General features: G+C 57.9%; 12 protein-coding genes. 3 read left to right on the top strand and 9 right to left on the bottom strand.

The genetic code is table 11. The features are described from left to right. Positions 1-169 precede the first annotated feature (169 nt). From E9954_RS29720 to E9954_RS29695, 6 genes are all read right to left on the bottom strand, one after another. On the bottom strand, positions 170-2,533 hold the full coding sequence (locus tag E9954_RS29720; protein ID WP_136082923.1) for a hypothetical protein: 2,364 nt from the start codon (positions 2,531-2,533) through the stop codon (positions 170-172). Between the two features lie 58 nt (positions 2,534-2,591). Then, positions 2,592-3,611, bottom strand: a complete 1,020-nt coding sequence (locus tag E9954_RS29715; RefSeq protein ID WP_136082922.1) for a LacI family DNA-binding transcriptional regulator — start codon at positions 3,609-3,611, stop codon at positions 2,592-2,594. A gap of 277 nt (positions 3,612-3,888) precedes the next feature. After that, positions 3,889-4,056: a type II toxin-antitoxin system HicA family toxin gene (locus tag E9954_RS33750; protein WP_342793908.1), complete on the bottom strand. Its 168-nt coding sequence runs from the start codon at positions 4,054-4,056 to the stop codon at positions 3,889-3,891. Positions 4,057-4,088: 32 nt separating this feature from the next. Next, positions 4,089-4,301, bottom strand: coding sequence for a hypothetical protein (locus E9954_RS29705; RefSeq protein WP_136082921.1), 213 nt, complete (start codon positions 4,299-4,301; stop codon positions 4,089-4,091). Between the two features lie 184 nt (positions 4,302-4,485). Further along, on the bottom strand, positions 4,486-5,502 hold the full coding sequence (locus tag E9954_RS29700; protein ID WP_222847372.1) for a glycoside hydrolase family protein: 1,017 nt from the start codon (positions 5,500-5,502) through the stop codon (positions 4,486-4,488). Positions 5,503-5,504: 2 nt separating this feature from the next. Beyond that, complete coding sequence (locus E9954_RS29695) at positions 5,505-7,931, bottom strand: GH36-type glycosyl hydrolase domain-containing protein (RefSeq protein ID WP_136082920.1); 2,427 nt, start codon at positions 7,929-7,931, stop codon at positions 5,505-5,507. A gap of 210 nt (positions 7,932-8,141) precedes the next feature. Between E9954_RS29695 and E9954_RS29690 the strand changes: the two genes are divergently transcribed. From E9954_RS29690 to E9954_RS29680, 3 genes are all read left to right on the top strand, one after another. Then, positions 8,142-9,167 (top strand): glycoside hydrolase family protein, encoded by a 1,026-nt coding sequence (locus tag E9954_RS29690; protein ID WP_136082919.1) that lies wholly within the window; start codon positions 8,142-8,144, stop codon positions 9,165-9,167. Between the two features lie 86 nt (positions 9,168-9,253). After that, a complete protein-coding gene (locus tag E9954_RS29685) occupies positions 9,254-9,787 on the top strand; it encodes a hypothetical protein (protein WP_136082918.1) in 534 nt (177 codons plus the stop codon). Beyond that, positions 9,780-10,841 (top strand): LamG domain-containing protein, encoded by a 1,062-nt coding sequence (locus tag E9954_RS29680; protein WP_168442687.1) that lies wholly within the window; start codon positions 9,780-9,782, stop codon positions 10,839-10,841. Before E9954_RS29685 ends, E9954_RS29680 begins: the two co-directional genes overlap by 8 nt. 145 nt (positions 10,842-10,986) lie before the next feature. On the opposite strand, the gene E9954_RS29675 is transcribed toward E9954_RS29680, so the two are convergent. From E9954_RS29675 to E9954_RS29665, 3 genes are all read right to left on the bottom strand, one after another. After that, positions 10,987-11,277 carry a hypothetical protein gene (locus E9954_RS29675; protein WP_222847371.1) on the bottom strand — a complete coding sequence of 97 codons (291 nt, stop codon included), beginning with the start codon at positions 11,275-11,277 and terminating at the stop codon, positions 10,987-10,989. A gap of 440 nt (positions 11,278-11,717) precedes the next feature. After that, entirely contained in the window at positions 11,718-11,930 is a 213-nt protein-coding gene (locus E9954_RS29670) for a hypothetical protein (protein WP_136082916.1), read from the bottom strand. Between the two features lie 108 nt (positions 11,931-12,038). Beyond that, the gene (locus E9954_RS29665) at positions 12,039-12,404 is read right to left on the bottom strand and encodes a type II toxin-antitoxin system VapC family toxin (protein ID WP_136082915.1); all 366 of its coding nucleotides are present in this window, start codon (positions 12,402-12,404) and stop codon (positions 12,039-12,041) included. Positions 12,405-12,474: the final 70 nt, after the last annotated feature.

Here is a 12,474-nt window from a genome sequence, read left to right as displayed (position 1 = left end):
ATGACCTACCGCCACCAACAATCACTTGCCCTGCAGGGGCAATACAATTCGGCGTTTGTGTTGTCCCTACAGGACAAATAATCCAAACCACCTTATCTCCTTGGGCGTTGCCCAAGGCTAAATTGTATTGTGCTTTCAGCACACCCATGCTGCGGCTCCCTTTCAAAGGCTAGCGCCCAAGTCGCCCTTCCGTAACGGTCGTGATGCGGGCGGCGGTGACGGTGGTGCCGGGCTCGTCGGTTTTGACGACCAGCTTGTTTCCGGCCTTCAGCGTCTTCGGATCGACGGGGACTTCAACGTAGTCGAACAGGTTGGGCGTTCCCTCGCTGGCGGTCAGGTCAACCTCCTGCCCGACACCGTTGAGCATCAGCGTCAGCGGCTGGCTGAATCCGCCCTTGCGGAACAGGCCGACGCGCAACGTTGCCGCCTTCGCCTTTTCCACATCGACCGGAATCTCGAGTTCCGCGGAACCATCGACCTTCACGGCCGTTGACGTGGCGTAGTGGATTCTTTCATTCCACACCTGCGCAGGTGTGAGATTCCGATCCAGCTTGATTTCAAGAATCGCGGTCACATCGACGCCCAGCGGGATCGAGTCGAGGCGTTGTAGATCGTCGTAGACAAACTTCACCTCGCCCTTTTCAAAGAGCGCCATGCGGCGTTTGACCGACTCCACCTTCGCCCCCTTTGGCAAAAGGGCTTCGATATCCAACTCGGCGCGCTGCCCGGAATGGTTGTTGACGGCCAGGCGGATGAGGTCGCCATCGATGACGGCGTGGGTGCGCACCTTGTGCTCGGTGTCGGAAACGGGAATTCGCTTGCCCTTGAACCCCGTCCACATGTCGATGATGTAGGTGTTCTTGGTCTTCACGAACTCGCCGTCCGGCGTTTGATGGATGAAGGTTTCGAGCGAGTCGGGCGCCCAGTGCATGAAGGTCAGCATGAACGGAACAGTGATCTCGAAATCGCTCGGCCGATCCATGAACTTGAGCATCAGCGAATTGATGTTTTTGATGTGCATCCAGAAGCCGCGTTCGTCGCGCACGAAACTGAGCGAGCCGTATTCGGAGCAGACCAACGGCTTGCGGTTTCCGGTGGTGTCCATATGCGCGCAGAGCATGTCGATCGTGCACTCGAGACCGCCCTGCACATAGCTGTGCCCCTCGCGCCGCACGCGCTCGAGCGAGTCCATCGCGCCGATTTCGTAGAAATGGTGCGAGTAGAAATCGAGGTGGTCGCGGGTGAGGTCCATGAAGCGCGCCTGGTTTTTCCAGACGGCAAAGTCGCCCGCATAGGGAATGAACCAGGCGGAAACCGGGCCGCCCACTTCAACCTGCGGGACATCCTTATGAATGGCGTCGGCCATGGTGTTGTGGAAATCGGCCAGCAGCTTCCAACCGTCGTAGCCCTCTTCGTGGTGGTAGATCCATTCCGACTTCACATCCGATTCGTTCTTCACTTCCCACCATCTGGCAGTGCGGCCGCTGTCGCGGTTCACCGCCTGGAGATAGCGCACGCTCATATCGGCGGCGGCATCGAACTTATCGATGGCAGGCGTTCCGCGCTGGTTGGGCACGCCCGGGAAATTGGTCGGGTGCGTGAAGCGCGGCCAGGAGTCGAAACACATCACGAATTCAAGGTTCGGATCAACCCCCTCGAAGCGCCAGAACTCGTCGCGTTCGAAGAAGGCCGGATCGGCATATCCGGAGCCGGGGCGCTTGGGATCTTCCTTCAGCGTTGCCATCGCGTTGGCTGCGCCGTAGCGATCTTCGAAGGCGGGGCCTATTTCCACAATCTGGCGCCCCGGCAGAAAGCCCTTGCCACGGAAATAGGACTCCTTGCCGGATCGGTCGCCGTTCGGATCGGCATAGTAGCGGAAGAAGCGCTCGCGCTTCACCTCGCAGATGCCTTCGATGGAGCGCAGTTTGGTGGCATCGACCGACACCTTCACCTGCTTGATCGGCTTATCGAGTCCGGGTTCGCGGTAGATCGAAGCATCGAACGCCATGGCGATGCCTTCGCGGTGGACAAACTCGATCTTCTCGACGGTGCCCTGCCCTTCGATGATGAGTTTGAGCGGCACGTTGAGCGCGCACATGAAAGAGGTCACCTTGATCTGGATCGACTTTTCGCGCTGCGCCGTAATGCCGAGCACCGGGTTGCCCGCCCCCGTGCTTTCCACCAGCACCTTGGTTACCCCCTTGAGTCCGGAGCCGAGAATCTCGACCTGCTTGAAATCGAAAATGTGCTCGTTGAGCTCGAACGGGATCGGCACCTCGATCCTGCCGTTGATCGGTGTGGACTTTTCATAAAACGTGACATGCGTGAGTGCATCCAATCCGGAATTGACCTGCACCTTGGTTTGCACCTTGTGCTTCGGCACCACCTCGTTGAACAAGCGCTGGTGCTTTGCATAGGCCTCGCGTCCGGCCACACCGAGTTGGTTCGGGTCGAACTCCGCCGCCAATGCGCCATGCGCGAGGAACAGCAAGAGGATAGTAGCGGCGGGACCATATATACCTTTGAGAACCATAACATTTCCTTTCAAAAAACAACGGGTGCATGAAACACCCGTTGGGCAAACCATGAAACTAGTCTTTTGGACGAGCGGTGGACTCGCGCGTCAGCAGATGCGGCTCGAAGCGCAACTGGCGCACGGGCACCTGGCGGTCCTTGTTTTCTATGCGGTCGATAACGAGCTGCGCCGCCTGCACGCCGATTTCGTAGGCGTCCTGGTGCAGCGTCGTTGCGGGCGGAATCAGGTATTCTGAAAACTCCTCGTCGCCGAACCCGACCACGGAAACATCGTCCGGAATGGTGATGCCCAAGGCATGCACCGCCTTGTAGATGCTGGGCAGCATGTAGTCGCCGCCCGCAAAAATCGCCGTCGGCGCATCGGCGCGCTGAAGCAGCTCCATGATTTTGCGCTGGTTGGGCTCATCGTCGGAGAAGTTCCAGCCTTCGAGCCCGACCATGGCCGTACCCTCGACCCGGGAGACGGCATATTCAAAGCCACGCTTGCGCAGTTGAAGGCTCTCGGTGTCGGTGAACAGGCAGGCCATGCGCCGATGGCCCAGCTCCAGCAGATGCTCGGCGGCCAGCTGCCCGCCGTGTTCGTCGGCCGTGCCGACAAAGTCGAATTTCTTTTCACTGGTGAGGGCATAGTCCACCGAAACCACCGGCATCTGGTGCTGCTCGACGGCGGCGGAAACCTCGTCCATGCGCTCCACATAGGGGCGGATGATCAAGCCCTCGACGCGCCGTTCGGCCAGGCGCTGCACCAGCTGTTCGTCCTGGCCATCCTGGTTGTGCATCAGCAGGATCGGCAGGAAATTGCGTTTCATCAGTTCGTCGTGCGCCCCGCGGAAGATTTCCTCGGTGAAGCTATCGACGAACGGATCGATGATCAGGCCCACCGAATAGGTCTTGCCGCTCTGCATCCCTTTGGCGAAGAGGTTTTGAACGTAGCCCATCTCGCTGGCCACCTTCTCGATCTTGCGGACGGTGGCCGCCTTGTGGAGATGCGCCTTGCCGTTCAGCACCCGGCTCACGGTCTGGAACGAGAACCCGGTCTTCTCGGCAATATCACGAATGGTTATCTGCTTTTTCATAGTGGCGGATTGTTACCACGAACATTTCAGCAAACACAATGATTAAACGGGGATTAGTTTGCACAGGATTGAATAATCGTGAGAATTTAACATTCCTGTAAACACGTTGGTGCTGCCGTCTTGGAGCTGTGGCAACCAGCGGGCGACACCGCTCCGCCATCAGCTGTAGGCCGGATGCCCTCATCCGGCGCGGTGCGGGCAGTAGAGCTAGCGCTGCCGCCAGCAGTGCCCGCCACCCATCTGGCAACCCGAAACAGGCTGGATGCGCCAAAGGTTTTCATTTCAGCTTGAGGAAATCGTCTTTGGTCATTTGCAGCAGCTTCAGGAGCTGCCGCTCCACCCCCGGTGATATATCTTTACCGGAATGGTTTGGAACAGGGAATGTGATGATTCCGTTCGAGAAGAGAACGTGGGATCCTTTTTGCCGGACAACCTTATAACCCAGCTTTGCGGAGCCGTTTTTCGATCTCTTTGTATTTATAGGGCATAGGCTGCGCGGTTTTCCATCAGTTCCTGCCGTGCGCGCCGTTCGATGTCCACCTGCTCAAGGTGGTAATCCATGGTCATGTCAATGACGCCCGAAAGCTCATCCAATGCTTCTTCCTTGGTAAAACCGTACGCGAACAAATTATCCGAACCGCGTACTCGCGCCATATACCCTTCGCCGTCTTCTTTAACCAGAATTTTCATGCAACGAAGTATGCTTCAAAAAGTTCTGTTTTCAAGCTTCAATCTGCACCGTGGAATGGCAATGGTTCTGTGGGGCGGGCTTTCCAGCCTGCCCCGCGCAGGCGGGCAAATCGGGTAAACGTTGATCCGTAAAGATGGGGAAACCCAGTTCCGCCCAGCGTCGGAGAGGGTCGAAGCTGGAGCCTCAACCGACCTTCAGCACCGCTCCGGAGGAGGTGTTGTATTTCCCTCCACGGAAGGCGCAGAAGAGATATTCGGGCTTGCCGTTGCGCAGGAGCAGCTGCGGGCGCTCGAAGCGGCCCTCGCGGTCGAGGCCGTTGGGGGGCTCGTCGAAATAGCGGTGCGAATTCCAGAAGGAAATCTGCGGATCGCCCCAATGGATGCCGTCCTCGGATTCGAAATAGAGGCCGTATTCGTGGTTCCAGTAGCCCATGTCGCGCAGGATCATCTTGAACAAGCCGTCCTCGATCCAGATGTAGGCATCTTCGCACTGGGCGTTTTTTCCGATATAGCGCAAATCGATGATGGGGCCCCCCTCGCACTGCTTGACCCAAGGGCTGTCGAGCGACTTGGCGATGGTCATGCCATACTGCCGGTTGGTGCGGATGCCGTCGCCATGCTCCAGATCGTATTCCCAGTCGGCGATACTCCAGCTTTTGTAATAGAGCCGCAACTCGTCGTCGGACACCTTCACAAAGGCGGGGTTGGAGGTGCACATGGAGTTCCAGGCCTTGGGATCGGGGTCGGTCTGGATGATTGGCCCGGGCGAGCGTTCCCACGGGCCATAGAGCGAATCCGAGGTGGCCATGCCGACGCGCTTGGTGTAGACGGTGCCGTCGGACGTGCCCATGTAGAAAAGCACATACTTTTCGCCCACCTTGTGGATGGTCGGGTTGTGGCAGGTCATGGCATCCCACCAGTCGTCGCCGCGGCCCTTCACGGCCACATCGACGGTTTCGTAGGGGCCGGCCGGATCGTCGGCCACCGCATGGGCGATTTCGCAACAGGTGAGCCACCCCTCGTGGTCGGCCTCGTTGAGCCAGCGCGAATAAAAGACATGCACCTTGCCATCCGGGCCATAGATCGGGGAGCAGCCCCAGACGTTGTAGTCCGGATCTTCCAAGATGCGGCCAACGCCCGTTAAACTTTCACAGAAGTCCGAAACGACCTCTTCCCTGGTTTCTTCCATCAACGCGTCCATTGCTATGCTCCCATCACGACTTCAACGGCCGCTTCCCCCGAAACGGCTGTAGGGTCAATAACCTGCCCTTTAATGATTTGTCCATTAACTTTAATCTCTTTTATGCCTTTCACGACTCCATCAGGGTTCGACACGGAAATTTTATACGTTGCGCCCCGGTATTCGCGGGTAACGCTGTATTCCTTCCAGTCGGCCGGGATGCACGGATCGATTTCGAGGCCGTTGAGGGTTGGGCGCACGCCCAGCAGATACTGCGTGCCGACCAGATCCATCCAGGCGGCGGTCCCCGTCACCTGCGTAACATTCGCCCAGCCGTGGCGCTTGTTTTCCGGGCCGATAATGTTGGAGGCATAGGCATAGGGCTCGGCTTCGTAGCGCTCCAGCCCAATCTTCGTGAGCGCCGTATGCGGCACCATGTCGCCGAAGATTTTCCAGGCGTCTTCCGAACGGCCGAGTTTCGACAACGCAATAATCACCCAGCCGTTCGCCTGGCAGAAGACCGCGCCGTTTTCCGCGCAGCCCGGGTTGTAGCCCGTGAACGGGTCGGGATCGTGCGGATAGGTCTTGAAGCCCGGATAGACCAGGCGCAGGCCGAAGTCGGTGGCGGTATACTTGATGGCGTTGTCCATGCCGCTGTTGTTCTGTGCGTCGGTACCGACGCCCGCCCAGACCGACCACGACTGCGGGTTGATGAAAATTTTGCCGTATTCGGCTTCCTTCGTTCCGACAATGTCGCCTTCGTCGGTGAAGCCGCGGCGCCAGTATTCGCCGTCCCACGCATGGGTTTCGAGATTGAGGACCATCTTATCGAGGCAATGCCGCAGGCGGTCGAGGTCGGCCTGCGGCTTGCCCGCCGCCGCACCGATTTCGAGCAGCTGGCGCAGGATGATGACATACTGCTGGCCGCAGAAGATCGACTCGCCCTTTCCGGCGCGGGAAAAGCGCAGGATGATATCGTTCCAATCGCCATCGAAGGTGAGTGGGAAGCCTTTTTCGCCAAGGTTGTTTTCGGTGAAGTCGACGCCGCGCATCAGGTGCGTCCAGACGGAGTCGGAGCCGAACGTCGTCCAATTGTCTTCCGGCGAGAGCCATGGCACCTCCTGGTCGAGCAGCGAATAGTCGCCCGTCTCGGCCAGGATGGCGTAGACCACCATCGGCATCCAGAGATGGTCGTCGGCATGCTTGGACGCGCCGCGCGACATCGCGGGGCCGTCTTCCGGATAGCAGGTGTGCAGCGCGTGGCCGTCCTCGAACTGCTGCGAAAGCAGGTAGAGGCACATGTCGGTCGCCCACTTGGGATCGCGGTAGGCGACACCGACCATGTCGGTGGCGGTGTCGCGATAGCCGAAGCCGCGGTAGCCCGGCGCATGCCAGGAGGTGGAGCGCGAGTAGCGGCCGTTGTGCACGGTCTGGATCGGGCTCCACGTTTTAATCTGCCGCTCGATATCCTTGTTCGGAATGGAGCAGTCGAACTTGTTCAAATGGTTGTCCCACCATGCGGTGAGCTTGGCGAACTGGCCATCGATGGCATCGTGGCTGCGGAAGGTTTCGAGATCGGTTTTGATGTTCGCCAGCGTCTCCTTGTGCTTGATCAGCCCGCCCGGCGCAACGCCGAGGGTGAAAACCACGCGGTCGGACTCGCCCGGCTTGAGCGTCAGCTTCACCTGCCCCGCCGCGCAGGGGTGGCCGCACTCGATGGTGTCGTTGCCGCAGTCGCCGCGCTCGACGCCGATGGGGTTTTGTTCATAGCGGTACGGGCCGAGGAATTTGTCGCGGTCGCCCGACCACGAATCCATCTTGCGGTCGGCCGCCATCCAGATCAGCGGCACGTCCTCGACGAACGGTTGCGGGGTGTGCTGGTAACGATAGATGATGGCATCGAGCTCTTCGTCGTAGAAGGTGGTGACCTGGCTTTGGATGTAGTAGCCGTAGAACAGGTCGGTCGTCCATTCAAGCTGCGCCAGGTCGGCGTAGGCAAACAGATCGAGTTCCTTTTCCTCATTCGAGTTGTTGATGATTTCGAGGTCGTAGCAGATGGCGTCGGTATCCATCGCACAGAACAGCTTGAGCTTGGCGGTCACGCCGTTTTTGGTGCCTGTGAACTGCGACCAACCCGGATGGTGCTCGGCCTTCCAGTCGTCGAGCGGCGTCTCGCACGGACGGAAGGTCGGCGACCAGGTGGTGCCGTCCTTTTCGCGGACATAGGTGTAGAATCCGGGGCCGTCCATCGGCACGTTTTGGTAGCGGTAGTGCATCATGCGGTAGGTGATCGGGCTCTTCCACCAGGCAAAGCCGCCGCCCGCCTGCGACACGAACGCGTGCAGGCGCCCGTTGGAGAGATAGTTGATCCACGGCGTCGGCAGATCGCTGCGGAAAATCTCGATGGATCGCTTTTCGTCATCGAAACGGTAGGTGTTGTTATCGTTCATAAACTTTCCCAATATCCTTCATAAATTCGCTGGACAACGAGCGGTGGCTATGCCCATATACGCGGATGTTACAGTAAACATCTTTGGAGGTTATGCCCCATGATCCGGCCCGTGTCGATAACTTTTTTGAGCATAATGTGTGTGTTAACATCGTGTAGCACGATTTCAAACGATGACAAAGGTCATCATAAAGCTAATGGAGAGACTGCCATGAAAATGAACCTAACCGAGCCGATTTCCTCGGATTTCGAGAAAAGACTGAAGCCCGTCGGGCGCATTTTGGAAGATCCGGACTACAATGTCTGGGGTTGCTCCCCCATTTGGGGCGACGACGGAAAAGTCCACGTCTTCTACTCGCGCTGGAAAAACGAGGCGCACCACCAGGGTTGGATCACCTGCTGCGAGATTGCCCACGCGGTGGCCGACACCCCCGAAGGCCCGTTCGAAACCGTCGATGTGGCCGTAACCGGGCGCGGCGGCGACTGGTGGGACGCGATGACCTGCCACAACCCGACCATCCACAAGGTGGGCGAAAAATATGTGCTCTTCTACATGGGCACCCAGGACGGCACCGTCTATACCAAGCGCGTTGGCATGGCCACTTCCGACTCGCTCAGCGGCCCGTGGAAACGTTCCGACAAGCCGCTCATCGAGCCGGACAAGGATCCGGACGCGTGGAACTCGGTCTGCACCACCAACCCGGCCTTCGTTCAGCACCCGAACGGCGAGCTGTGGCTCTACTATAAATCCTGGCGCGCCACCGACTGGGAAAAAGACCTCGCGGGCGGGCTGCGCGTTGCAACGTCCGACGTCGGTCGCCACACCAACCGCCAATATGGCCTTGCCAAGGCCACCAGCCTCGAAGGCCCGTGGGAAAAAGTCGGCGACGGCCCGATCATCGACCTCAGCCACCTCGGCGAAAATGCGCAGTCCGAAGATGCCTACATCTGGATCGAAGACGGCAAGTTCAAGATGATCATGCGCGACATGGGCTACTGGAACCACGAATACGGCCTGATGTTCGAGTCCGACGACGGCATCCACTGGGGCATGCCCTCCGTGGCGTTCTACGCCGGACGCAAATATCTGCCCGAGCCGCCCAACGGCCTCGAACGCGAAGGCCGCTTCGAGCGCACCCAGGTGCTGATGAAGGACGGCAAGCCGGACTATGTCTTCTTCGCCATGGTCGGCGGGAAATACAACACCTCCTCCGGCGCCGTCCTCAAGGTGGATTAAATTAACCACAAAGGCACGAAGAACACGAAGAATTAGAACTTGGTGACCCTTCGTGCTCTCAGTGCCTTTGTGGTAATACACATTTCATGGGCAGGAAAAAATTCCATGGCGATCCGGCGCGGTTTGATGTGCTGGCCGAATATGTACACGGCTGTTTCGGGACGGGCATTCAATATATTGCCGACGTCGCGGGCGGCCAGGGCATGCTCAGCCGCGTGCTGCGCAAGCAGTACAACTATGACTCCGAAGTGATCGATCCGCGCGGTTGGACCATGAAGGGCGTGCCCAACCGTGAAGCGGAATATGTTTCGGCCATGGCGGATTATTATGACCTGGTGATCGGCCTTCATGCCGACGAAGCGACCCGCCCGGTGGCGGAGTCGGCCTTGATCCGGCCGGCGCTCATTCTTCCGTGCTGCAACTTTTGGTCGGATGAAAAACTCGGGCGCAATGAGCTGGTCGAGGCGATCGAAGCGTTTTATCGAAAGCACCAGGTTTCCTACGAGCGCGTCACCTTCGGTTTCAAGGGCCCGAAAAACATCGGCATCGTCTCGTGTCCAACAAACGAGTCGGCGGAGCGTTTCAAAGCAAACAACTTTGAGACCGTCAACAATGAATAAATCGCTTTCCAGTCTCTGGAAAATCCCAATCCTCGGAACCTTTGCCCTAACCGCATGGGGCGAACCGCCGCCTGCGCCGGAAGGGTTCCGGTGGGAGGTTAACCAGGATTATACCGACGAGTTTGACGGAAACGCGCTCGATTCCGAAAAGTGGCACGACCACCATCCGCGCTGGCGCGGCAGGCCCCCCGCCCGCTTCATGCCTGAAAATGTTTCCGTCGGCGGTGGATACCTGCGCCAGACCAACGGCATGCTCGACGAACCGATCTCCGAACGCGGCCAGGAATTCACCATCGGTGGCGCGGCGGTCGTTTCCAGGAAGATCGGCGCATTCTACGGCTACTATGAATGCCGTCTGAAGGCCTCGAACATTTCGATGTCGTCCACCTTTTGGATGAGCAACCGCGGCCACCACTATGAAGGCATCGGCAATGTCTCGCAGGAGCTGGACATCCTCGAAACCGTCGGCGGCTCAAAAAAGAATCCACGCTTTGCCACCCACATGAATTCCAACACCCATGTCTGGCACAACCGTGAAAGCCGGGCAAAGGGCAACAAGGCAGCGTTACCCGGAAAATCATACGAGGACTTCAACGTCTACGGCGCCTGGTGGGTCGATGCCAACCGCGTCCGCTTCTATCTCAACAACGAATTCGTCGGCGAGGTGGAGTTCGACACCTCGCTCATCCCCCACCCCTTCGAGCACCCGATGCATATCAACATGGTAACCGAAACCTACGACTGGGAAACGCCGCCCACGCCGGAAGAGGTGAACGATCCTTCGCGCAACACCACGCTGATCGACTGGATCCGCGCCTACACGCTCGTCCCATCCGACGGCTCCCTCCCGGAGTGGCGGCTCGCCAAGCTCCGCACCGACTTCCGCGAATGGAAATCCGCGAACGGCGAAAGCTCCACCACGGCCAAGCTGGTCCGCGCCAAGTTCAACTATGTCGAGTTGGAAAAGAAAAACGGCAACCAGATCAAGGTACTGACCAAGCTCCTCTCCAAGGAAGACCGCGACCTGATTGCACAAGTGCTTCAGTCGGAGTAGCAAATGTGGGGCAGGCTTTCCTGCCTGCCTGACGCAGACTGGAAAGTCCGCGCCACGTTTTGCGGCGGAGCCGCCCTGGACTGCGGTGACGGCGTCACCGCTCTTTGCGGATGGGAAAGCGCCGACGGAGCGTCGCCCTCTAAATTTAATTCTCCGTCCCGTATTCCGGCGGTTCTTCCGCGACGCGGGGCAGCGCATCCCGATCCTTGAGGAGGCGCGGCCCGCGGTTAACGTAGGTGCGCCCGGATGTCCGCTCCTTTTCGCGAAGCGCTTCGCAAATCCGATGGATGTCGTTTCCATATTTCGCGGCGTGTTCTTTTCGATAGCGGCGGATTTCTTCAACAATGGGATCATCAATCATTGGAATTTCCCTCCCAGTTCTTCGGGCGACCAAGTAGCTGATGACCGACGATTCAATATATACCGATTGCTTCATCCCAATCTCCCGCGCCTCGTTCCGAGGTGGTTATTCGTACTTGGTCAATGGTTGTCATACCAAATTAAACTGATTCGTTTTTTTACCACAGGGCACAGAGGAGCGGGATTGCTATATTTCTCTGTGCCTCCGTGTCCTCTGAGGTGAGACCATTCAAGCTAAGTTCCTATCAGACATTCCGCAGGATAAAGTTCCAGCTTTGTCCCGTTCCGCAGAGGGTCGAGGCGGAGCCCAACCTACGGCAAACCAACAAATGCAAACAGGGGGAAAGGGTATCCGCCCGCAACGCAACGCGCAAGAACAAGGAAGAGCTGTTTAAAATTTTGGAGTGCTCCGGCTCGACGGAGCTTTAAAACACTTCCGCAAAGCCGCCGGATTAAAAGCGCAGTCACGCGGAGCGAGTCTAAGCTACGCGCAAGACAACCCTGCGCACTCCAAAACTAATCCTCCACCCTGTATTCCGAAGGTTCCTCGGCAACACGGAAGAGCGGTGCGTGATCAGTTAGTTTTCTGGGCGAACGCTTGACGACCCTGTCGGACAGCCCCTTTTCAGTTTTGCGAAGATCCTCGCATATGCGGTGCAGGTCGCCATCGAAACGGTTTGTATGCTCCATACGGTGCTTGCGTACTTCTTCAACGATGGGATCTTTCATTGTTCCCCTCCTGTCAATTCGTCGGGCGACACCAATTCCGGACATGCATAGCCGTGGTTCTCGACAAGTTGACGGATCAGCATTCGTGTAAACGGATTGTTGATGTGGCTAAAGTTCCATGTGGCGAGAAACTCGATGCCTGCCAAGGCCGCGACGGCAATGTGCAAGGCATCTTCCGGGTATGCTTCGGGAATACCTTTGCCTTGAATGAATTTTTCCGGCAATTTCCTCTGCCTCCGGCGTTGTTTCAATTATCGGAAAAGCGGAAACTGCATCGAGTCGTTTTTGCGCCAGCTCCGCATCTCCTTTGCCGGCTTCTTGAATAACCAAAGCCGAAACGTAGGGTTCAAAATCAGCACCAAGCCTTCGCCAAAACTCAACCGTGGCCTGTTGATGCCCGGCGACCACAACGTCCCTGCTAGCCCGCGCAACATAATAGCTTACCACCGAGGTTTCTATATATTCGGCATCCATTACCCGTCTCCAATTCACTACCGCCAAACTACAACATTCATGAGCATATGCAAAATAGTTTGGTCTCCCA

It is taken from the genome of Pontiella desulfatans (assembly GCF_900890425.1).
GTDB lineage: Bacteria > Verrucomicrobiota > Kiritimatiellia > Kiritimatiellales > Pontiellaceae > Pontiella > Pontiella desulfatans.
This window is presented reverse-complemented; position numbering and strand designations above follow the sequence as displayed.

Coding starts and splice junctions, on each gene's coding strand:
- E9954_RS29700 (WP_222847372.1), bottom strand. CDS start 5,502: ATGGACGCGTTGATGGAAGAAACCAGGGAAGAGGTCGTTTCGGACTTC.
- E9954_RS29675 (WP_222847371.1), bottom strand. CDS start 11,277: ATGAAGCAATCGGTATATATTGAATCGTCGGTCATCAGCTACTTGGTC.
- E9954_RS29705 (WP_136082921.1), bottom strand. CDS start 4,301: ATGAAAATTCTGGTTAAAGAAGACGGCGAAGGGTATATGGCGCGAGTA.
- E9954_RS29720 (WP_136082923.1), bottom strand. CDS start 2,533: ATGGTTCTCAAAGGTATATATGGTCCCGCCGCTACTATCCTCTTGCTG.
- E9954_RS29680 (WP_168442687.1), top strand. CDS start 9,780: ATGAATAAATCGCTTTCCAGTCTCTGGAAAATCCCAATCCTCGGAACC.
- E9954_RS29670 (WP_136082916.1), bottom strand. CDS start 11,930: ATGAAAGATCCCATCGTTGAAGAAGTACGCAAGCACCGTATGGAGCAT.
- E9954_RS29685 (WP_136082918.1), top strand. CDS start 9,254: ATGGGCAGGAAAAAATTCCATGGCGATCCGGCGCGGTTTGATGTGCTG.
- E9954_RS29665 (WP_136082915.1), bottom strand. CDS start 12,404: ATGGATGCCGAATATATAGAAACCTCGGTGGTAAGCTATTATGTTGCG.
- E9954_RS29695 (WP_136082920.1), bottom strand. CDS start 7,931: ATGAACGATAACAACACCTACCGTTTCGATGACGAAAAGCGATCCATC.
- E9954_RS29715 (WP_136082922.1), bottom strand. CDS start 3,611: ATGAAAAAGCAGATAACCATTCGTGATATTGCCGAGAAGACCGGGTTC.
- E9954_RS29690 (WP_136082919.1), top strand. CDS start 8,142: ATGAAAATGAACCTAACCGAGCCGATTTCCTCGGATTTCGAGAAAAGA.